Source organism: Neobacillus bataviensis (assembly GCF_019969725.1).
In genome coordinates, this window is sequence record NZ_JAHXYW010000006.1 from 132,210 (window position 1) to 153,912 (window position 21,703).

At 42.6% G+C, this 21,703-nt stretch carries 17 protein-coding genes and 1 riboswitch; of the genes, 13 read left to right on the forward strand and 4 right to left on the reverse strand.

Annotated elements, in window-relative coordinates:
• The first annotated feature begins 79 nt into the window (after nt 1–79).
• Genes LC455_RS16675 through LC455_RS16685 form a run of 3 tightly spaced genes read left to right on the forward strand, consistent with a single transcriptional unit; the run spans nt 80 to nt 1,778 of the window.
• Nucleotides 80–649 carry an NADPH-dependent FMN reductase gene (locus LC455_RS16675; RefSeq protein WP_223592740.1) on the forward strand — a complete coding sequence of 190 codons (570 nt, stop codon included), beginning with the start codon at nt 80–82 and terminating at the stop codon, nt 647–649.
• A 34-nt stretch (nt 650–683) separates the two neighbouring features.
• Nucleotides 684–986 carry a Dabb family protein gene (locus LC455_RS16680; protein ID WP_223592451.1) on the forward strand — a complete coding sequence of 101 codons (303 nt, stop codon included), beginning with the start codon at nt 684–686 and terminating at the stop codon, nt 984–986.
• Between the two features lie 48 nt (nt 987–1,034).
• Nucleotides 1,035–1,778, forward strand: coding sequence for an SDR family oxidoreductase (locus tag LC455_RS16685; RefSeq protein ID WP_223592452.1), 744 nt, complete (start codon nt 1,035–1,037; stop codon nt 1,776–1,778).
• A gap of 531 nt (nt 1,779–2,309) precedes the next feature.
• Here LC455_RS16685 and LC455_RS16690 read toward each other — a convergent pair.
• Nucleotides 2,310–2,636: a hypothetical protein gene (locus tag LC455_RS16690; protein WP_223592454.1), complete on the reverse strand. Its 327-nt coding sequence runs from the start codon at nt 2,634–2,636 to the stop codon at nt 2,310–2,312.
• A gap of 165 nt (nt 2,637–2,801) precedes the next feature.
• The gene (locus LC455_RS16695) at nt 2,802–3,410 is read right to left on the reverse strand and encodes a flavin reductase family protein (RefSeq protein WP_223592455.1); all 609 of its coding nucleotides are present in this window, start codon (nt 3,408–3,410) and stop codon (nt 2,802–2,804) included.
• A gap of 93 nt (nt 3,411–3,503) precedes the next feature.
• Here LC455_RS16695 and LC455_RS16700 point away from each other — a divergent pair, with 93 nt between their 5' ends.
• Entirely contained in the window at nt 3,504–4,187 is a 684-nt protein-coding gene (locus tag LC455_RS16700; protein WP_223592457.1) for an ArsR/SmtB family transcription factor, read from the forward strand.
• A 184-nt stretch (nt 4,188–4,371) separates the two neighbouring features.
• Here LC455_RS16700 and LC455_RS16705 read toward each other — a convergent pair whose 3' ends face one another.
• Both LC455_RS16705 and LC455_RS16710 read right to left on the reverse strand, forming a co-directional pair.
• Nucleotides 4,372–4,596: a hypothetical protein gene (locus LC455_RS16705; RefSeq protein WP_223592459.1), complete on the reverse strand. Its 225-nt coding sequence runs from the start codon at nt 4,594–4,596 to the stop codon at nt 4,372–4,374.
• Nucleotides 4,597–4,599: 3 nt separating this feature from the next.
• Nucleotides 4,600–4,920 (reverse strand): YbjQ family protein, encoded by a 321-nt coding sequence (locus LC455_RS16710; RefSeq protein ID WP_223592461.1) that lies wholly within the window; start codon nt 4,918–4,920, stop codon nt 4,600–4,602.
• A 160-nt stretch (nt 4,921–5,080) separates the two neighbouring features.
• On the opposite strand from LC455_RS16710, the gene solA reads away from it, so the two are divergent.
• The 9 genes from solA (at nt 5,081) to LC455_RS16755 (ending at nt 21,694) form a co-directional block, all read left to right on the forward strand.
• Nucleotides 5,081–6,241, forward strand: coding sequence for an N-methyl-L-tryptophan oxidase (gene solA / locus LC455_RS16715; RefSeq protein WP_317851447.1), 1,161 nt, complete (start codon nt 5,081–5,083; stop codon nt 6,239–6,241).
• Between the two features lie 261 nt (nt 6,242–6,502).
• Nucleotides 6,503–7,882: an MFS transporter gene (locus LC455_RS16720; protein WP_223592462.1), complete on the forward strand. Its 1,380-nt coding sequence runs from the start codon at nt 6,503–6,505 to the stop codon at nt 7,880–7,882.
• 30 nt (nt 7,883–7,912) lie between these two features.
• Nucleotides 7,913–9,469 carry a histidine ammonia-lyase gene (gene hutH, locus LC455_RS16725; RefSeq protein WP_223592464.1) on the forward strand — a complete coding sequence of 519 codons (1,557 nt, stop codon included), beginning with the start codon at nt 7,913–7,915 and terminating at the stop codon, nt 9,467–9,469.
• Nucleotides 9,470–9,561: 92 nt separating this feature from the next.
• The gene (locus LC455_RS16730; protein WP_223592465.1) at nt 9,562–10,746 is read left to right on the forward strand and encodes an AraC family transcriptional regulator; all 1,185 of its coding nucleotides are present in this window, start codon (nt 9,562–9,564) and stop codon (nt 10,744–10,746) included.
• A 368-nt stretch (nt 10,747–11,114) separates the two neighbouring features.
• A riboswitch (cyclic di-GMP riboswitch) is annotated at nt 11,115–11,198 on the forward strand.
• A gap of 27 nt (nt 11,199–11,225) precedes the next feature.
• Nucleotides 11,226–11,795 (forward strand): hypothetical protein, encoded by a 570-nt coding sequence (locus tag LC455_RS16735; RefSeq protein ID WP_223592466.1) that lies wholly within the window; start codon nt 11,226–11,228, stop codon nt 11,793–11,795.
• 223 nt (nt 11,796–12,018) lie between these two features.
• The gene (locus LC455_RS16740; RefSeq protein WP_223592467.1) at nt 12,019–12,636 is read left to right on the forward strand and encodes a class I SAM-dependent methyltransferase; all 618 of its coding nucleotides are present in this window, start codon (nt 12,019–12,021) and stop codon (nt 12,634–12,636) included.
• Between the two features lie 370 nt (nt 12,637–13,006).
• Complete coding sequence (locus LC455_RS16745) at nt 13,007–15,682, forward strand: endo-beta-N-acetylglucosaminidase (protein WP_223592468.1); 2,676 nt, start codon at nt 13,007–13,009, stop codon at nt 15,680–15,682.
• A gap of 98 nt (nt 15,683–15,780) precedes the next feature.
• Nucleotides 15,781–18,786: an endo-beta-N-acetylglucosaminidase gene (locus tag LC455_RS16750; RefSeq protein ID WP_223592469.1), complete on the forward strand. Its 3,006-nt coding sequence runs from the start codon at nt 15,781–15,783 to the stop codon at nt 18,784–18,786.
• A gap of 202 nt (nt 18,787–18,988) precedes the next feature.
• Nucleotides 18,989–21,694, forward strand: a complete 2,706-nt coding sequence (locus LC455_RS16755; protein WP_223592470.1) for an alpha-mannosidase — start codon at nt 18,989–18,991, stop codon at nt 21,692–21,694.
• The last annotated feature ends 9 nt before the right edge of the window (nt 21,695–21,703 follow it).

The window sequence follows — 21,703 nt, forward strand, 5'->3', positions numbered from 1 at the left end:
AGCAAGAATAGAAAGGGGCAGAGGTCAGAGTTTGAACCTGTTCATGTCCATTCGAACCAAAATAATTGAGGTGATCAAAATGAAAGTAGCAGCAATTGTCGGAAGTATTCGTAAGGAATCGTATAATATGAAGTTGGCCCGCTACATCCAAAACCGTTACAAGCACTTTTTCCAGTTGGAGGTGTTAAACATTCGGGAGCTCCCCTTTTATGACCAGGATATTGAGGCTGCTCCACCGCAATCGGTTATCGATTTTAAGGTGAAGGTTGCAGCAGCAGATGCGGTATTATGGGTAACCCCAGAGTATAATTCGACAATTCCCGGCGTGATGGTGAATGCGATTGATTGGTTATCCCGCGTGGATCGAGTCATGATTGGAAAGCCCTCATGGATCGTAGGGTCTTCCATGGGGATGCTGGGTTCGGTAAAAGGGCAGGGCCATCTGCGCGATATTCTGTTCGCGTCGGGCATTTCCTCACCACTTCTGCCGGGAAATGAAGTGTACATTGGCTTGGTTCATGAAAAGTTTGATGGAAAGGGTGAGTTGACGGACGAACCTACTATTCAGTATCTTGATCTCGTAGCGGAAAACTTCGTGAAATGGATGAAGGAGCAATCCCGACTGAAAGGGCTGCAAGACGCAAAATGAATATTCTCAAACAAGAACTAAGGAGGAAAGGAATATGTATGAACATATCGTATTATTGAAACTGGGGCCTAACGTTACAATCGACGAACAAGAAGAAGCGGTGAAGCACGCTTATGCATTCAAGGATACAATTCCGGGCATTGTAGACCTTAGCGCCGGAATTAACGTCTCGGAAGAAGTGGAGCATAAGCAGGGTTATACGTTAGGCATTCGGGTAACCTTTTCGAATCGGCAGGCTTGCCGGGATTATATCCAACATCCGCTGCATCAGAATTTGTTACAGCGAATCGGCCCATTGGTGGAAGGGATCGTAGTCATGGACTACCCGTTTGCATGAACGCATCCCATTATCGTTTTTTAGAATCCGCAAAAGGAGATGGTTGGAATGGTAAAGAAGCTTGCCGGGAAAGTGGCTTTAATCACTGGCGCATCCAGAGGAATCGGCAAGAGGATAGCCGAAGATCTGGCACAACATGGCGCGAAGGTGGTCGTAAATTTTGCTAGCAGTTCGGAGCAAGCCGCCGAGGTCGTACAGTCCATTAAAAAAAACGGGGAAGAAGCGGTGGCGGTCCAGGCTGATATCAGCCGCTTGAGCGAGCTGGAGAGATTATATAAAGAAACGCTTACGGCCTTTGGAAAGCTTGATATTGTTGTCAATAACGCTGGGATCATTATTACCAAACCGATTGTCGAGATCACGGAAGCGGACTATGATAGGCTGTTCTCGATTAATGTGAAAGGAACATATTTTTCATGTCAACTTGCGGCCAAGCATGTAAGTCCGAACGGCCGTATCATCAACTTTTCCACTTCAGTGGCGGGGCAGATGTTCCCAGCCTACAGTTTGTACGCTGGCTCCAAAGGAGCGGTGGAACAGTTTTCACGTCAATTGGCGAAGGAGCTTGGAAAGAAAGGAATCACGATTAATGCTGTAGCGCCGGGTCCTGTCAATACCGAGCTTTTCACGGTTGGTAAAACGCAGGAACAAATCCAAGGGCTTGCTAACATGAACGCGTTCGGGCGTCTTGGGGAAGCCGAGGACATCGCAGCAGTCGTCCGTTTTCTTGCAAGCGAAGAGTCGCAGTGGGTAACAGGACAAACAATCCGCGCAAATGGTGGATTTATTTAGAAATAAGGAAAAATGAAAACCGAATCCGCAGCATAATAGCTTCAAGAGCGGGTATGAAAGGAATTAGAAGCTGTCCGGTTGAGTAAACGATAAACTTTAATTTCCCGAGAACGACATCGGAAAGTTCAAACTTGAGTCTAGGAATAGCGATGAGTAGTAAACTCGAACTGATGAGGCTGGCCGCACGTTGAGTCGTTCAATTAACGGGTAGGATAGTTTAATATTGTATTAAATATTAAAATAGAAATAATACAGATTAATCCCTCTCAATTCACGGAAAAACTAGAGCTAATATGTGAATTCGGAGGGATTAATCGTGTTGGTCATGAAGATAAAAAGATCTGCCATTAAGGCAGCAGCTTTTTAAAAACGAAAAAGTCCTGGACAAAGGAAAACTTTTAAAATTGAATAAATTGGTGTTATATTGAATCAGATTTAAGAAATGATCTTCCATAATAGTGCGCTTTTCTGAAACAAGGAAAGTGCCTTTCTTTATGTAAAGGAGCATTTAATGGAGTAAAGAAGGAATTTTTAAGAATTAAATGGAAATGATGGAAGGGAAGCTGCGAAAACAGTGAGCTTAAATTCCTTCACTTCTCCTTTTATTTCAATGCTTTGGCCAAAGACTTGTTGAAAGCAATACTCTTTCTTCTTGATTTCTTTTGGATCCATGCCTGTAGGAAGGGAGAAATAGCAGGTTATGGTTTTTCGTTCATAATCAAATTGTATTTTTCGAATCTTGGGGTAAACCTTGCCTTTGTTATCTCCGTAAGAGTAGGAAATACCTAAATCGGCATTCTTAAATATCTGGAAGACGGCGGCTATCATTCTTTGTTTAGCAAACCATTCATTTATCATAAGAACACCCCTATTTTGAGATAAGCTTGAACGCCTTAAATTAGCTGGGGGCGAATTTGCACCTTAATGGAAAAGACCAGAGGAAAGACCAGAGGGACGGTTCCTCTGGTCTTTAACTTACCTAATCAGAACCAAGAGAACCGTCCCTCGCGGCTCCCTCGCGGCTCAGGTCTCAGAACGAAAAGTTTTTCCAAGCTCTTTTCCTAGACCGAAATAATGCCTGAAATTATAAATGAGTGGGCTCCACTCAACCGGATTAATATAATTTTCATGTTGAACAATATTTTCTTCTGCGTGGAAGTGTAACACTTGTGTCTCTACAATAGCAAATTGTGGGTTATATTCTGGGATGCGAATATCCTTGACCACCGCTTCAATCTGTATGGGGCATTCTTTGATTCGTGTTGGCAGGACTGTTTTTGACTTTAAAGGTGTTAATTCCGCTGCCTGGTATTTATCTTTTTTATAGGTAAATCCAATCTCTTTTTTATAATCAGGAATGTCCCTCATACCCGAAAAGGAAGAGATCTTTTCCACATTCCTCCATAGATTAGGACTAGGTAAATTGATGACACATTCCTTATGCCTTTTAAGATTTTCAATAGCTTTGCCGCCTAATCCAATTCCAAGAACAATACAGTCCCCTAAAGCCCATGATGAAGACATAGGGCTAATATTGGTTGAGCCATCCTCATTTAGTGTAGTTATGAGCAGGGTTGGTGTCCCGTAATACATTATTTTTGGCTTGATTTCTTTAAAGTTAACAATGTTCATTTTTTGAATCACTCCTAAAGTATGAGTTACACTGTAATTGTAAAACTTGAATAATTCAATGTTCATCGAAATATGATTGCAAGGGGGAAAAATATGAATCCAGATATCTCAAAAATTGCTTCACTATTATCTGACCCCACTAGGTCTTTAATATTAATTAGTCTAATGGACGGAACGGTCCACCCTAGCAGTGAACTTGCAAATATAGCTAAAGTAACACCACAGACTGCAAGTTTTCATCTACATAAAATGCTGGATGCAAATCTTGTAAGCGTTGAAAGGCACGGAAGGCATCGTTATTACAAGTTGAAAAACAGCGAAGTTGCGAAAGTAATAGAGCAATTATTAAATATATCACCGAGTGCCTCCGTCAATTCCTTCAAAGAGGCTAGAGAAAAGAGTGCAATCCATTTTGCTAGAACCTGTTATGACCATTTAGCGGGTTATGTTGGTGTACAAATCACTAATTCATTAGTTCAACAAGGTATACTATTAAAAAAAGATATGAATTTTGAAGTAACCACAAAGGGGGCTTGTTTTTTAAAAGAGTTTGGGATTAATGAGGAGGAGCTTACTAATAAACGAAGGACGTTTGCCCGTTGCTGCTTAGATTGGACCGAACGGCAGCACCATATTGCTGGAGCTTTGGGGAATGCTCTGCTAGAAAAGATGCTTGAACTTGAGTGGTTTTCACGTATGCCGCAAACTCGTGCAGTAAAGGTCACTCCCAAAGGAAGAATGGAACTGGCAAAGCAATTATCAATCCATCTCGGTTAAAACCATGAGGACGGTTCTTCTGGTTTTTACTGACCTCATTAGAAACCCTGAGAACCGTCCCTGATTAGACTTAGCAATGTACATTTTCAATTCATCGGCTTGCCAATGTTCCTTTTTAAAAATTCCGATCAGCTTACTGATGTTTAAAAATTCAATTTTATTATGTTGTTGTCGGTCATTTTCGTTATTCCTCTTTATAAAAGCGGTCGCCGGTTTCCGGGTTATAATAAACAACTAATCTTTTATTTGTGGTTGGATCAATGGATACCTCATTTGTTCGGACAAATCCTTTAGGTATTTGTTTGCCATGTTTTGCTTTGAAGCGGCGGTCCCAAATAAGCCAAGATAAAAAGATTAGTATAAGCAGAATAACGAGTTGGATACCGTAGAATCCCAAAATCCATTTCATGTGTTATTCCTTCTCCACCATTACAGCTGTCCCATATGCGACAATTTCACTCATGTTCTGGCCGATTTCACCTGAGTCAAAGCGCATCATAATAATACCGGTGGCCCCCATTGCTGCTGCATTTTTCACCATACGATCTATTGCTTGTTTTCTGGCATCTTCTAGCATTTCTGTATACTGGCTTATTTCTCCTCCCACCAGTCCCTTTAAAGAAGCCATGATATCTTTCCCAATTCCCCTTGCCCTTACGGTTAAGCCAAATACTGGACCTAATACGTCTGTAACTTTGTGATTCGGAATATTTTCAGTTGTAACGATGATCATATGTATCCTCCCTTTAAAAAAACGAGTATTAGATACTAATTTTACCCTTAATTGGTTATAAATACCATTGTTTTCGGCTACGTCCATCAAAATGTGAAGAAAAACTCGCCAACTAGAAAGAAATTTCTGATATTATAATTTCATATTTGGAAGGATGTGTATGAGATTGAAGGACCACTATGATGTTGTCATTGTTGGAGCCGGGTCAATGGGTATGGCTGCAGGGTATTACTTATCAAAGCTTGGGAAAAGAACATTATTACTAGATTCGTATGATCCCCCTCATAGCTTAGGCAGCCATCATGGGGATACTCGAATTATTCGTCATGCCTATGGAGAAGGAAGGAATTATGTTCCTCTTGCACTCGGAGCTCAGGAATTATGGAGTGAACTGGAACAAGAATCAGGAATGAAATTGTTTTCTCGTAAGGGAGTGTTGTGTGTAGGTGAAGAGGGTTCCTCATTTATCGAAGAAGTCATCAAAAGTGCCAAGGAATTTTCGTTGCCGCTTGAAATCCTATCAAGCGAAGAAATCAATGGCCGATGGTCAGGCATCACTTTACCACCAGGATACGTTGGCTGTCTAGAAATGAACTCTGGAGTCCTATATAGTGAAGAATGTATTCGTGCTTATCGCAGGCTAGGTTTAGCGAATGGGATGACCATCATACCTTATACAAAGGTGGAGAAAATAGAGAAGTTTGCTGAAGGTGCCATTGTACATACAGAAAATGAACAATATGCGGCTGAGTATGTGGTTGTCTGTTCAGGAGCCTGGACAGGGAAAATCCTTGAGGGAACAGGAGTAGACCTTCCTCTTCAGCCGACACGTAAGACAGTCTCGTGGTTTGAATGTGATGAGCATCTCTATGATTCCAACTGTTTTCCGGCTTTCTCTATTGATGTAGGAAATGAACATTATTATGGTTTTCCAAGTTTAAATGGAAGCGGGGTAAAGATTGGAAGACATGATGGGGGTGAAAAGGTAGACCCGGATTGTTTCAACCGGGAATATGGTTCGGCCTCATCAGATGAGAATGAGGCTCGGAATTTTATTCAAAAGTACCTGCCAAAAGCCAATGGGCGCTTGATTAAAGGCAAAACATGTCTTTATACCCTTACTCCTGATGAGCATTTTATTATTGACCGGCACCCGGCATTTTCAAATGTCATGATAGCGGCTGGTTTTTCCGGACATGGCTTTAAATTTGCAAGTGTCATAGGAAAAATTATTTGTGATCTCGTTAACGAAGGTAAAACATCCTATGATATTTCCATGTTTTCACTTCATCGTTTTTCAAATGAATGTAAAAATAAATAGATTAATATTCATGTGCAGCTGAAAAAGAGGGAAAACCTATGTGTTTTCCCTGTTTTTTTGTTTGGCCGATCATCACAAAATATAGCAATATTGTGCTAATAAATCGAATTATCCTCTAGAGCCATCTTTCTTTTAACATATTATAATTTAGTATACTAAAGTGAAAACGCATACAGGCATAATGAAAGGAAGTGAAAAGGGAGTTATTTTTTTATCGAGAGAAATCTGAAAAGTCAAATAAATACAGAAAAGGAGCCTTTTATGAGCAATCAAAAATATTTAATCGATGATGCACCGCTTAATAAATTTCATCTTCGGATTACCGCCCTTACGTTCGGTTCTAATTTTTCGGATGGTTATGCTTTAGGGATTATTGGAATGGCGCTTTCTTTATTAGGGCCACAAATGAAACTAGGCGCCATATGGGAAGGATTAATTGGAAGCTCCGCTTTAATTGGCCTCTTTTTCGGGAGCCTGTTATTGGGAGGGTTATCCGACCGGATTGGCAGACAGAAAATCTACTTAGCTAATTTTCTGATTATCGGGATTGCCTCTGCTTTACAGTTCTTTGTGAATGATCCATGGACGCTGTTCATTTTACGCTTATTGATAGGGATTGCCTTAGGAGGAGACTACGCGGTTGGATCGACTTTACTCGCTGAGTTTGCCCCTAGAAAGTATCGAGGATTATTGCTTTCTTCTTTAAATGTCCTCTGGACAGTCGGTTATGTTGTTTCGAATATTGTCGGTTTTTATTTACAAAAAGCAGGCCCGGAATCTTGGCGATGGATGCTGATGAGTGCTGCTATTCCAGCTTTTATTTTATTAATATTACGTATCGGTACTCCAGAATCGCCACTTTGGTTAATTAAAATGGGGCGTGTGGAAGAGGCGCGTGCCATCGTGAGAAAACATATTGGACCGAATGCCATTATGGATGAAACAATTAAATCTCATTCTGAAAAGGCTTTCCGTATGGTCGATCTTTTTAGTAAACAGCTTTGGAAACGAACAACCTTTGGATCATTATTTTATGTATGTCAGGTTGTTCCGTATTTTGCCATTTATACGTTTCTTCCTACGATCTTAAGTAAAATGGGATTTGAAGAGACCTTCAGTGTTGATATGCAGCTTAACCTTTTCCTTTTAGCTGGAGCCATCGTTGGGGTTTGGTGTACGGAAAAGCTTACGCGCAGAGGTTTCACCATTTATACGTTTATCATTCTTACCGTCTCTTTGTTTCTTTTAAGTGTATTGCCTAAAGATTCGCATACGATTGCGATCATTATTTTTGCAACCTTCACATTTGTGATGTCTGCCGCTTCCAATCTAACGTTAATTTATCCTGCCGAACTTTTCCCTACAGAAATTCGTGGAACAGGTGTAGGTGTCACGACGGCTGTCAGCCGAATTGGTTCTGCGATTGGAACTTTTCTGCTGCCCGTTAGTGTTAGTTCATGGGGAATGGGCCCATCGATGATCGCGATGAGTGTGGTTCTATTGATTGGAACAATTGTCTCGATCGCATGGGCTCCAGAAACAAAGTATCTGTCGATGAGCGATGTCAATAAGCCAGAACTTGAAACGGGGAGCTCTCCAAACATCAATTCATCGCTTTCAGGAAAAAGAAATTTATCATAAGCTTTATTTTTAGATAAAGAGGTGCGTTAAATGACCAACAATGAATCCTTACACCCAAGAGATATAAAAGAAGTTATTCTTGGAGATCATGAGCTTTCGATTGATGAGGTGGTTGCTGTAGCAAGGTATTCAGCAAAAGTTTCCTTTACAGCTTCCTACCGCAGCAGGGTCAAAGCATCACGCGGGTTAATCGAAAAGTTTTTGCAGGAAGAACGCGCAATATATGGAGTGACAACTGGGTTTGGCAGTAATGTCACAAAAGTGATTTCGAAGGACGATGCCGAAATCCTCCAACGGAATATTGTTCGATCCCATGCTGTATCAGTAGGGGAGCCACTGGAAAAAGAAGTCGTTAGAGCGATTCAGCTCATGATCCTCAACCATTTAGGGCATGGATTTTCGGGAGTCAGTTTAGAAGTTTTAGAGCTTATGGCCGGATTATTGAATCATGATGTTTTGCCGGTTGTACCTGGTGATGGTTCAGTGGCCTATCTTTCCCCTGAAGCACACATTGCTTTAGTTTTAATGGGGGAGGGTAGAGCTTGGTATAAAGGCGAACTCCTTTCAGGTTGCGAGGCTTTAGAGAAGGCCGGATTAAAGCCAGTTACTTTAGGTTGTAAAGAAGGACTGGCACTTCTAAACGGTACTACTTCCGTTTCAGCGTTTGCCGCGCTTGCCTTATATAATGCGATTCAAGCTGTCAAAACGGCTGATATATCGGGAGCCATGTCGTTCGAGTCGCTAAAAGGGACGATTAAAGCTTTTGATCCACGCCTGCATGCGGTAAAAAAACATGAGGAGCAAGGTAAAACAGCCCGGAATTTAGTCAGAATTCTTCATGGGAGTCAAATTGCCGAACAGTACAAAGATTATCGGCTGCAGGATGCGCTAAGTCTGCGCTGTATTCCGCAGGTCCATGGTGCCGTAAAGAGGGTATTGAAAAATGCGCTGGAAAACCTAATGAATGAAATGCAGTCCGTTAGTGATAATCCCATCATCTGGCCTGAAGGTGACGATGGAGTCGCCCTAAGTGGAGGTAACTTCGACAGTTCCTATGTAGGAATGGATGCTGATGCCATGTGTATCGCGATGGCGAACTTAGCCAAGATTGCGGAACGCCGGATTGATCGATTGGTGAATTATCATGTAAGTGAACTGCCAAACTTCTTAGTGGTCAATCCTGGTTTAAATAATGGATATATGATTCCTCAATATACAGCTGCCGGTTTATTAAATGAAATCAGAGTTCTTTCTCATCCAGCTACCATTGATAATGTCTCCACTTGTGCGAATCAAGAGGATGTGGTGAGTTTTGCCTATTTTGCGGCTAAGAAAGCCTATCAAATATCCAAGAAACTTCAATATATTTTAGCGATTGAATTGATGCTAGGCACGCAGGCGTTAGATTTCTATGAATCATTGAATCCATCCCCCGTAACAGGGAAGGTTCATCAGTTTATTCGGGAGAAAGTACCAACTGTACAAGAGGACAGATTTTTCCATCCTGATATAGAGATTATTTACCAACACATCCAAGAAGGAGAAATCGTTATACTAGTCGAAGAGTTAATTGGAGAAATAGAATAGTAAACATATAAGGAGGAAGCCACTGTATCTTCAGAGAAAAGCGGCTTCTTTTTCTTTCAATTAGAAGATAGGATGAACGAGGGGGAATGAAAATGAAGCAAAATTCAAACAGCGCTGCTTTTTCCCATCTTCTGCTCTCTGGAACGCTTGTTCATGAAGGGACATTTGAAGAGCTGCAACAAAGGTTCGGGATATTTATTCAACCCCATTTAGTGATGATTATTTCAATCGATCGTTATCCCGATCTAGCAAGTAGGAATTCTTTAGAGTGGAGAAAAAGGATTGGTCAACAGCTAGTGGGGAAAATGGAAGAGACAGTCCGTATTCCATTTCTCTGGAATTGGATTGAGGAAGGGGTTCTTGCCCTGCTTTTGGAGTTGGATGAAAAGGACTCAGAAGAGGAGTTTAATAGAAAAATGCTTCATATGGCAAAGGAAATTCAACTTTCTATTAATTCGGGTGACCTTTCTGTATCAATCGGAATCGGAAAATATTATGAAAATCCATACCTCCTTTACCAATCCTTTATTGAAGCAAGGAAATCAATGTCGGGACGTTTTTTTCAAGGAAATCAATTAATCTTTCATTGCGAAATGGAACGGAATCAAGAGGCGTCATTCATCAATCCGTTTAGTGAAGAAAAGGCAGAGCTGCTGGCCCTTGTTAAAATTGGGGATGTAGAGGGGAGCATTAATTGTTTGAAACACCTCATGGAAAAAATAGCGGAGGCTTGTCATTTTAATGAGGATATTTTCAAAACAGAAGTAGTGTCCATTGTTTTATTAATGTCTAAAAGGGTGATGGAATCAGGCGCCAATGCAACAACCATCCTTACAAACAATACAAATTTTATTCAAAACTTGTATCATATCATTCGTTACGATAAATTTGTTAATCAGGTTTGTGAATATGCGGTTTGGCTTACAGAGCAATCCTTGAACACGAATCAAATGGAAGTCACTCCTTTAATTCAACAAGCGATCGATTATATTAAAGAAAACCATCAGAGGAATATTACTCTGAATGAGGTAGCACATTATTGCTGCTTAAGTCGGTATCATTTTAGTCATTTGTTTAAAAAGGAAGTAGGGTTAAGTCTGATTGACTATTTGAATCGCTTGAGAATTGACAAGTCTTTGTCGTATTTAGAAATGACGGATTTACCCATCAGCGAGATCGCTGCCAGAACAGGATTCCAAGATGCCAACTATTTCAGCCGTATGTTCAAAAAGTACATGCAGTTCAGCCCTACCGATTATCGATTAGCACGAAGTTGAATCCTAAAACTGATACAATCCGTTTCAATGATGTTAAATTGATAAAACTATTAAAAAATACATATGCCTATTGAACTAACATGTGAGGTTAGTTGATTAAAAATCGTCTTAACATAATGGTCTCTTTGGAAATAAAAAAGGCTGTTTTTGTAGGTTTTGAGGTCTTTTGCATAAAATTCCCCCAAATTTGATTAGTAAACTAAACTCAAAAAACGACATATTTTGTGAATTTCTCCCCAAAAATAGTTATATTCTTAATATCTAATTTAATATTGGTTAAATAAAATCAAAAAAATAGTGCATATTGTCGTTTAAAAATATGGAAATTCCCCCAATGTACCTATATACCTAAAATGTTTATACTTTAATTTGTATAAGGGAGCAAGGAAGTATGATTTGTATCTGGACACTTGGATCATATGGAGCTAGTAGTGTAACCGACCTTTTAAAAAACTTACTTAAAAGGGGAATGTGAATCTATGAAAAAAATTATGGGATTAGCATTAACAGGGTTATTAACAGTTGGGATTGCGGTCGGTTCTGCAAGTGCATCGGTAGCGTTTGATTCAGCAACAGGAACAGGATTTGTAGGTAAAGGAGATGTACAATTAGCATTTGGCTGGAACAATGCTGCTTTACAGAAAAATGCAAGCGGTCTTACTTTTACTTACGAAGCTCAAGATACATATACTGTAACAGAATATTGGGAAGATTTAACTGGTGGTAAACAACCTAAAATAGTAACTCATGAAATAACAATACCAAAACATGTATCTGTTAGTGCTGATGTAGCATTTGATGCTCGTAAAGCTAATCAAATCAATGGCTTTAACTTGAATAATTTCGGAACAGTAGTAACTGAAGGAACTTTACCAAGTGTAGGCGATCCTTTGACTGGCAATCGTGAAGTTTTTGATGATGAAACAGGTACATGGGTACATGCAACTGTCACAGCTGTTGAAAAAACAAAGAGCGAAGGTGGATTGTTTGCCCACTATAATGGAACAAATGTTGCAATGCCCAATACTCCAGTAGATCCAATTCAATAATAATTAAACCAAGCCAATATTACAGTCGTTTTCCAAATATGGAAATCGGCTTTTTTTATTCCTTCTATTTAATATTTTTTCTTTGTTAATTTTTGAACTAAGTTCTTCTTTACACGCATAAATTTATTTATAATTTAGTTATGTTCAAAATTTGAACACAAAAAGAGCTTTTCTAAAATAAATAAGAAAAGGCTAGAATTCCCAATATAAGGAGGATATGTACATGAATCAAACACAAAAAGTAGAGTCACAAAACTCAAACTTAGAACAACCGAAAGAAACATGGAGAGAAATCTGGACCAGAAAAGGTAAAGTATCTGGCTCAAGAGAAGATTTGCTTGCCTATAACGGATATGAAGCTACACAGGTAAATATGCCAGAGGTAGCAGCCCAAATTGTAAAAGCATTAGATATCAAACCAACCGATAAGGTTCTTGAAGTTGGCTGTGGCGCGGGCGCATTAGCTCAATATTTAAATTGCGATTATGTAGGAATGGACTACTCTCCTACTCTTGTTAAAAAGCACATTGAAATCCTAGGTAATTCTGTAATCGTTGGAGAAGCAAATGATATTATTTTTAAGGATAAAAGCTTTGATAAAGTAATTTGTTATGGAGTATTTTTGTACTTTGATTCCGATGAATACGTACAACAAGCTATTAGTGAATTAAAACGAGTAGCAAAAAAAGCTCTTCTGATTGGTGAACTCCCAATGCGTTCACATCGATCAGAACATAAATTATTTAAAAAAGAAGACTTTTCTGGTTGGACCATTACTGATGGATTTTATGACCCATACCGAAAGGACCGATTTAATGCAACCATGTTTTTTAATGATTAAAATACATAGGGGGAACCGACCCCATGGACTTAGGCCCGATTAGCTCCTATCAGCTAGTCGGGCTTTTTAACGCGCAAAACTTCCGATTGTCCCCTTAAAAAAGCCAGGAGAACCCTCCCCATGGACACCCCGTAGACTGGAAAAACCTTAGAGATTATGGAAAAACTATATCACATTTTGTGCATTCGTTGACGGAGTAAACTGCTCCGAATAAGATGTGAAAAAAAGAGTCAAATCGGAATGACTGACGGAAGAACATCATCGAAGGTAAAATTGGCAGCGCTATCATTCTGTAGTTCCATTCAGGGAAAAGGGAAGCATGCTTACTTAAGCTTCAATATAAAAAATAGATAGAAGGCGAGGAGAAACAGTGAAAAACGTGAAAAAGAGCTTTTTGTGGCTTGTTTTCTTTTTAGGCATCTTTATTGTGGGGTTATCACCCAACACAAGCTATGCCAAACAGCCAGAATCATCTTATTGGTATCCCGAGCAATTATTGAATTGGACACCAGAGAACGATCCGGATGCAGTGTTTAACCGCAGCCAAATTCCATTGGGCAAACGGGAAGTGTTATACAAAGTCAATGACCATGCCCAGTCAGATGCAAAGGTAGTAGCTTTGTCTGCGCTCAACCCCACAACGAGTGGCGTACCTTCCCAAGGCGGGAAGGAATTTTTGACGAATACCTTCAGTTATTGGCAATACGTTGACATCATGGTGTATTGGGCAGGATCTTCCGGTGAAGGCATTATCGTGCCGCCAAGTGCGGACGTCATTGACGCTGCCCATAAAAACGGCGTACCGATTTTGGGAAACGTTTTCTTTCCACCGACCGTCTATGGCGGAAAGGTTGAATGGCTGAACCAAATGTTGACCCAACGGGAGGACGGCTCCTTCCCTGCGGCGGACAAGCTGCTTGAGGCGGCACGCTATTACGGATTTGACGGCTGGTTTATTAATCAAGAAACCGAAGGCGGAGATGCCAAGACAGCTCAAAAAATGAAGGATTTCCTTGTCTATCTACAGCAGCATAAGAGTGAAGGCATGCATATCATGTGGTACGATTCGATGACGAAGAACGGAAGGGTTAGCTGGCAAAATGCGTTGACCGATCAAAACAGCAGCTTCCTGCAGGACGGAGGGTCACGTGTTTCTGACAGTATGTTTTTAAACTTCTGGTGGCGTAACCAGCAGTCTTCTGTTAACAAAGCTCAGGAAATTGGCAGAAGCCCGTATGATTTATTTACCGGGATTGATGTGGAAGCAAATGGGACAAGCACCAACGTTGCTTGGGAGGGGATTTTCCCTGAGGGGAAAGCACCATTAACTTCATTAGGCATTTATCGCCCGGACTGGGCCTTTAAAACGGCTGAGACCATGGAGGAGTTTTATCAAAAGGAAAATGAATTCTGGGTTGGAAAGTCCAAAAACCCTGCAGCAACCAGCAATAACGGGGCATGGAAAGGGATGGCCCACTATTTTACGGCTAAAACGGCGATCGAGGAGCTCCCTTTTGTGACGCACTTTAATACAGGAAGCGGCAAGTTTTTCGCCGCAGATGGAACGACGGTAAGCAATCAGTCCTGGAATAACCGCAGTCTCCAGGATATCCTTCCGACCTGGCGCTGGCTGAAAGAAGGCGGGCAGGCTGTTAACGTCGATTTCGATTGGGATACGGCCTATTACGGCGGCAGCTCGTTGAAGCTATCAGGAACAATTGAAGCGGACAATCCAACGCATATCAAGCTTTATAAAACCAATCTGCCGATTCAAAAGGATACGGAAATCTCGCTGACATACAAAACAGATTTGAAAAAACCAAACATGAAACTGGGAGTCAGCTTTACTGACAAGCCCGACCAATTTGTGTTCTTTGATGTGAAAAAACTAACGGATCAACCATGGACGACCGACACATTTAAACTAAAAAAATACAGTGATAAAAAAATCGCTGCCATCTCGCTTTTGGTGGAGGGTGACGAGGAAGTGAAAGATTTTACGACCAATATTGGTGAAATCAAGGTATATAACAAGCAGGAAAAACACAATTCTATCCCTGCTCCGAACGATGGAACGGTAAATGAAATTGTGTTTAATAAAGGAATCTACGCTGATGTCCCGCTTGCTTGGAAGCCGTCTGATCCTGATGTAATCCACTATGAAATTTATCGGAAACTGCCGAATAATAAAAAAGAGTTTGTTGGTGCTACCCCTAATAAGGTGTATTACCTATCCAATCTGAAGAGAAGTGGCAAAGAAAGCAGCACCACATTGGAAATTGTTGCAGTGAACAAAGAGTTTAAACGCAGCGAGCCAACAGCTGTTACGTTCGATTGGCCGCCTTATCCAAAGCCGGAAGCGGATTTCGGTGCCGATAAAACGGTAGCGGCTCCAGGGCAGGAAATTCATTTTCTTAATCAGTCATCAGAAGTAACGGAAGAAGTGGAATGGCATTTTGAAGGTGGGACTCCAGCAGTGAGTAATGAGGAAAATCCGGTCGTCACCTATGAGAAAGAAGGCGTCTACACGGTTACCCTGATTGCCAAGAACAGCGAGGGTGAAAGTGTTCTAACAAAAGAGGCGATGATTACTATTTCTGAAGCAGCCAAGGACATTCAAAATGTCGCGTTGAACAAGAATGCGATCGCCAGCGGACAATGTGCTCCGACTGAAGCAGCGAAGTATGCGTTCGATGGCAAAGTAACGGACAACAGTAAATGGTGCACATTGGGGAATGCCCCTCATTGGCTGCAAGTTGATCTTGGCAACCAGTTTGCCCTCTCCAAGTTTGTCATTCGCCATGCACAAGCGGGCGGGGAACCGCAAGCCTTTAACACCCAGGCGTTTAGGATTGAAGTAAGTACGGATGGAGTAAATTGGACAGAAGCTGTTAAAGTGACCGATAATACAGCGGCGGTTTCAGAGCACAGCATCGCGTTAACAAACGCACGCTACGTCCGTTTGTGGATTGACAAACCAACCCAAGGCGGCGATACGGCTGCAAGGATATTTGAATTTGAAGTCCATGGATTTCTAAATCCGTGACCATGGGGACGGTTCCGCTGGTTTTTTTGGCTAGTGACCATTGGCGAAAGCCATGAGAACCGTCCCGGTGGCTTAACTAGATTAAGAGGAGGAGCAAGATGAGGAGAAATAGAAGCAGGTTGTTCGGCCGAATTTTATCTGTATCGGCTGCTTTCATGTTACTCGGTTCACTGGGTGTCCCCGGGGCAGAAGCCGCTGTTAATGGAGACGGGACGGACGTCGTCAATGAAAATTATGCGGACAGGCTCAGTCTAAAGCCGCTGGCTCCGGCCTTCAGGGTGGAAACCCTTCTGAACTGGTCGCCTGAAAACGACCCGGATGCCGAAATAAACCGGGCCAGCATTCCGTTAAACAAAAATCGCTTTAAAGGATCCCAGGTAAATCCACTGGCTAATCCTAAGGCTGGCATCACCTCTGCGGCGATTACGAACTGGAATCATGATGAGGCCAGCTCCGTTGGAAGCAATGATTTTAATGTATACGCGTTTGATAACTGGCAATTACTAGATTCCTATATTTACTGGTCGGGAACCAATGAAGGGATTTTTGCCATCCCTACACCGGATATTGTCGATGCGGCCCACCGGAATGGGGTGCCTGTTTATGCCACGCTTGGTTTCCCATGGGGCAGCTCTGCCGAGGGAGTCGCTGAAATCGAAAAGTTTACCCAACAGAAACAGGATGGAAGTTTCCCAGTTGCCGACAAGATGATCGAAGTGGCGGAGTACTATGGTTTTGACGGTTATTTTTTCAATCAGGAAACGTCTGGTGTCAGTAAGGCCACAGCTGAACGTATGAATGAAATGATGCGCTATATTAAGCGAAATTCCAACCTGAATGTCAGTTGGTATGACGCGCAGGACAATACCGGAGCTATCAACTATCAGGATTCTATCAACAGCAAAAATGATATGTATGTGAAACCGGCGGAAGATGGGGAATATGCCGTTGATGAGTTCTTTTTAAACTATAACTGGACTACCAGTAAGATTAACACCACCGTAGAGACAATGAAAGGTCATAACCGCAGCCCATTTGATGCCTATGCCGGTTTTGAAATTCAACAGAATTCCTATAATACCAAAATTAATACCGATGCCCTGCTCGATGAAAAGAAACAGCCGAAAGTGTCCATTGCCCTTTATGCGCCAAACTCGACCATGGGATTAGCGGCTGATCCTGCTGACTTCCATGAAAAGGAAAAAGAATTATGGACAGGACCGCAGGGCAATCCTACCCTTGCCGATGATTCGGCTGCTTGGAAAGGGATGGCACGTTTTGTCACGGATGCATCCGTTATTCAGTCGAAGCCCTTTACGACAAACTTTAACAGCGGCCACGGAAAACAATACTTTGTGAACGGAAAAATCGCCAGCGGCCTTGAGTGGAATAACCGCTCCATCCAGGATATTATGCCGACCTGGCGCTGGTGGACCCGCAGTGAAGGCAGCAGAATCAAAGTTTCCTATGATTTTGATAAAGCCTATAACGGTGGCAATTCGCTGAAATTCAGTGGTGCGCTCGAGGCGGGTTCTGTCAATGACACGATGCTTTACAGTTCCAAACTTCCCGTTACGGACACAACCAAGGTCCGTGTCGTTTACCAAAACCAATCGGGAGCGGATGTGTCACTGGGTGTGGCCTTTAGTGAAGACTATGCACAAAGCAACATCAAATATTATCCGCTGCCTAAGTCGGGTGATGGCTGGCAGACAGCGGTTGTCGACCTTGGAAAGGATGCCGGGAAAACAGCCTATGCATTAAGTCTGAAAGTTAAAAATGCTGAAAAAATGGAAAACTACTCGATTCATTTAGGCCAGCTGTCCGTCTATGATGCAGCGGCTGCAGTGCTGACGAAACCTTCTGATGTGAAAATTTTAGAAAAAATGCCGAAAACAGCCTTCGAGGCGGAAGCCCGCCTTAGCTGGTCTGAGCAGAAGAATGTCCTGCATTATGAGGTTTACCAGGAGAATGCTGATGGTATTGAAACACTTTTAGGGGTAACACCGAATAACTATTTCTATACGCCAAATATTACGAGAACGATGGAAAATGCCTCGGCCGATAACATCACGAAACTGAAAGTGGTGCCGGTCAATCAGGATTATGTACGCGGTCAAGCCGCCACAGTTTCTTTTGACTGGGGCATGGGGACGGATGCAACAGAAATCGAACAAAACCCTACTTCTCCCAATGTGGCGCTAAAGGCCAAGGTAACATCAGTCTCTGCGGAAAATGCGGCAGAACCGGCCTCTAAAGCACTGGACGGAACAGCCCTCGCAAATAGTAAATGGTGCGCAACCAATATGAAAACCGGTTATATGACGATTGATATTGGTGAGGAGAAAACCATCCGCCGCTGGCGTGTGGAGCATGCGGAATATGGCGGGGAAGCCAATAACATGAACACCGTCGATTTTGAGCTCCTTTATAAAAATCAAACCGGCGAATGGATCAGTGCTAAACGAATTACTGATAATACGAAAGCTGTGACAGATGTGGTGTTAGATGAGCCAGTTACAGCAAGGGAATTCAAGCTGCAGATTTATAATAGCGGTACTTCTCCTTGGGGTGCGATCCGTATCTATGACTGGCAGATGTTTGAAAGTGCCGCACTGCCGAGAACAGAAAACGTGATGATGCATTTTGTTAAGGCGGAAAACAACGCTGGAGCCGAAGATAAGGTAACGATTGAAAGAGTGAAAAATGGTCAAACTGTTCGACTGTATAAATCCTTAGATGCAAAGGAAGTTCTGGCTGAAAAGAAGGCTGACCAGGACGGACCGATCGCCTTTGAACAGCTGGATTTCGGTACTAAGGCCGGAAGAATCTATTATACCGTTCAGCAGGAGGATGAAAGAGAAAGCTTAAGATATAGTGCCGCTTACTTGAACGAAAAGGTAACCGAAGTCATTCATCAAATCAATGCTCTTCCTGACGTGGATCAATTAACGTTAGCTGATAAGCATCTTGTCAATGACTGTAAAGTGGCCTACAACAAGCTTCATCCAACTTTAAGAAAACAGGTCACAAACTACGACCGTCTTGTTCAGTTAATGGATCGGATGGAGGAATTAAAAAAGGACTTTAATAATGGAAATTAAATAAGAGAAGGGGGCAGCCCTCATTGCAGGAAAGCAATGAGCGGCTGCCCCCATTTTTCATGAACTATTTTTAGATACACTGTAAAATCCATAGGACTTTCTAGCAATCTATTGCCCCAAAATTCTGGCTTGTTAAAATGTAGTCAAAGCAAAATGATAGCGTTTTCGCGAAACTGAAATAAAGGAAAGCGGGTAAGAATCAATGAATAAAACTGCACATATTATCTCCCATTCCCACTGGGACCGGGAATGGTACTTGCCTTTTGAACAGCACCGTTACTACTTCATTAAACTGATGAATGATTTGATAGACCAGTTCAAAAAAGATGGAAATGCGTTTCAAGCGTTCCATTTGGATGGCCAGACTGTTCTTTTGGAGGATTATTTTGCCGTTCATCCGGAAAACCGGGAGATTGTCAAACAATTAATCGAACAGAAAAAGCTGTATATCGGACCGTGGTATGTGCTCCAGGATGCTTTCTTAACAAGCTCTGAAGCCAATGTTCGGAACCTGCAAATCGGTTTACAAGATTCCAAAGCTTATGGGCATGTATCAAAAATTGGCTACTTTCCTGACACTTTCGGCATTTATGGGCAGGCGCCCCAGCTTTTAAAGCAAGCGGGGATTGATACGGCGGCTTTCGGGAGGGGAGTAAAACCAACCGGCTTTAATAACACGGTGTCGGATTCTCCTGATTATGAATCTCCCTATTCCGAGATGATCTGGAAATCACCGGACGGCTCGGATGTATTGGGAATTCTTTTTGCCAATTGGTACTCGAACGGAAATGAAATCCCAGTGGACGAAGCGGCAGCGAAAAAATTCTGGGACCTTAAGCTCCGCGATGCCGAAAAGTATGCGTCCACCAATCAGTTATTGTTTATGAATGGATGCGACCACCAGCCGCTGCAAAAAACGATTCCACAGGCGATTGAAACGGCAGCTAGTTTATATCCTGATTACACCTTTAAGCATTCCAGTTTTGATGAATATATAGGGGCGTTAAAAGAAGCACTTCCTGAGAAGCTGCAGGTCATTGATGGCGAATTGCGCAATCAGCGGACCGATGGCTGGTCGACGCTTGTCAATACCGCATCCAGCCGGATTTATTTGAAGCAATGGAACAACTACTGTCAAACCCTTTTGGAAAAAATCGCCGAGCCGCTTGCGAGCATGGCCTTTTTAGCAGGCGGGACGTACCCAAGGGAATATCTCCGCTTTATGTGGAAGTCATTGATGAAGAATCACCCGCATGACAGCATTTGCGGCTGCAGCGTGGATGAGGTGCACCGCGAAATGGTGACTCGCTTTGAAACGGTTTCGCAAATGGGAGAGGTGTTTGTATCGGAGCAAGCGGTGGAGCTTGCCGGTAAAATTGATACGACGGGCGCACCAAAGGGCGGAATTCCCCTTGTTGTCTTGAATACAACGGGGTGGAACAAAGACGAGGTCGTTACGGAAACAGTCGATCTGGAAAAGGTGTATTTTTCCCAAATGCATTTTGAAGAAATTCCAATGTATTTACAGGATAAAGATTTGCCAGCTTACAAGCTGGTCGATCAAGCCGGCAATACCATCGAATGTCATCTAGAAAACCCGGTGGTTGAGTTTGGCTATGATTTACCGGATGACAAATTCCGCCAGCCGTTTTTTGCTAAGCGCGCCAAGCTTTCCTTCTTTGCAGAAAAGATCCCTGCATTCGGCTACAAGACATTCTATCTTATTCCACAGGAGCAGCCGGCCGGGCAGCGTCCAGAAAACAAGGCGGATGGCGGCATGGAGATGGAAAATGAATATGTTCACCTCCTGTTTCATGAGGATGGCACCTATGATCTAACGAATAAAGCTGCCGGCAGGACCTTCTATCGTCTCGGCATTTATGAGGACACAGGGGATGTCGGGAATGAATATATGTTCAAGGAAGCAAAAGGACAGGATCCGATTACGACAAAGGGTGTTCAAGCCGTATTCCGCTTGATTGAAAAATCACCGCTTCGAACAGAGCTTGAATTTACGCATACCTTAACCATCCCGGTTTCAGCGGACGACCGATTAGCCATCGAACGGAACCGCTTGATTTGGCATAAGGAAAGGGAAGCAGGCAGATCGAACGAAATGACGACCATTACACTGCGTACCGTTGTCACTCTGGAAAAAGGAATGAAGGGTCCGGCTTTCAAGCTGACCATTGACAATCAAGCTGCCGACCACCGCCTGCGTGTTCTTTTCCCGACAGGATTGCAAACGGAAACACACCAGGCCGACAGTATTTTCGAGATTGTGACACGCCCGAATTCACCGGAAAAGGAATGGGAAAATCCAAGCTTCTGTCATCATCAGCAGCGCTTCGCCAGCATTAACGGTGACGAGATGGGCTTAACCGTGGCCACGGACGGCCTTCAGGAATATGAAATCCTGCCATCGGACGGAACGATTGCCCTCACCGTACTTCGTTCGGTTGCTGAGCTTGGTGACTGGGGCTACTTCCCGACACCGGAGGCCCAGTGCATCGGGACACAAACAGCCGAATGGCAAGTGCTCATGCATGAAAAAGATGTGATTGCCTCAAACGCATTTGTGGAGGCTTATCAATATAAAGTTCCTCTTCAGGTTATTCAGACAAACGCCCATGAAGGAACCTTGCCGGCTGACCATCAGTTTGTGAACTGGGAGTCCGAGGGCCTTGCGTGGTCATCGATGAAAGTGGCGGAGGAATGTGATGACGTGATGATTCGCTGGTTCAATCCAGCTCCAGCGAGTAAAGTTCTCACGGCATCCATCCCCGCCCAGCCGGATTTTACATCTTACAAGAGTACGATACTTGAAGAACAAACCTATGATTCTAGCGATCAGTATGAAGTCGCTGGCTATGAAATTATTACCCTTGGTTTTCAAAATAAGCGATAGGAGAGGGAA

Bases quoted from the DNA above. Each gene is read 5' to 3' on its own strand.
- LC455_RS16700 (WP_223592457.1), top strand. From the start codon at position 3,504: ATGAATCCAGATATCTCAAAAATTGCTTCACTATTATCTGACCCCACT.
- LC455_RS16730 (WP_223592465.1), top strand. From the start codon at position 9,562: ATGAAGCAAAATTCAAACAGCGCTGCTTTTTCCCATCTTCTGCTCTCT.
- LC455_RS16695 (WP_223592455.1), bottom strand. From the start codon at position 3,410: ATGAACATTGTTAACTTTAAAGAAATCAAGCCAAAAATAATGTATTAC.
- LC455_RS16705 (WP_223592459.1), bottom strand. From the start codon at position 4,596: ATGAAATGGATTTTGGGATTCTACGGTATCCAACTCGTTATTCTGCTT.
- LC455_RS16675 (WP_223592740.1), top strand. From the start codon at position 80: ATGAAAGTAGCAGCAATTGTCGGAAGTATTCGTAAGGAATCGTATAAT.
- LC455_RS16690 (WP_223592454.1), bottom strand. From the start codon at position 2,636: ATGATAAATGAATGGTTTGCTAAACAAAGAATGATAGCCGCCGTCTTC.
- LC455_RS16685 (WP_223592452.1), top strand. From the start codon at position 1,035: ATGGTAAAGAAGCTTGCCGGGAAAGTGGCTTTAATCACTGGCGCATCC.
- LC455_RS16720 (WP_223592462.1), top strand. From the start codon at position 6,503: ATGAGCAATCAAAAATATTTAATCGATGATGCACCGCTTAATAAATTT.
- LC455_RS16735 (WP_223592466.1), top strand. From the start codon at position 11,226: ATGAAAAAAATTATGGGATTAGCATTAACAGGGTTATTAACAGTTGGG.
- LC455_RS16740 (WP_223592467.1), top strand. From the start codon at position 12,019: ATGAATCAAACACAAAAAGTAGAGTCACAAAACTCAAACTTAGAACAA.
- solA (WP_317851447.1), top strand. From the start codon at position 5,081: ATGAGATTGAAGGACCACTATGATGTTGTCATTGTTGGAGCCGGGTCA.
- hutH (WP_223592464.1), top strand. From the start codon at position 7,913: ATGACCAACAATGAATCCTTACACCCAAGAGATATAAAAGAAGTTATT.
- LC455_RS16680 (WP_223592451.1), top strand. From the start codon at position 684: ATGTATGAACATATCGTATTATTGAAACTGGGGCCTAACGTTACAATC.
- LC455_RS16755 (WP_223592470.1), top strand. From the start codon at position 18,989: ATGAATAAAACTGCACATATTATCTCCCATTCCCACTGGGACCGGGAA.
- LC455_RS16750 (WP_223592469.1), top strand. From the start codon at position 15,781: ATGAGGAGAAATAGAAGCAGGTTGTTCGGCCGAATTTTATCTGTATCG.
- LC455_RS16710 (WP_223592461.1), bottom strand. From the start codon at position 4,920: ATGATCATCGTTACAACTGAAAATATTCCGAATCACAAAGTTACAGAC.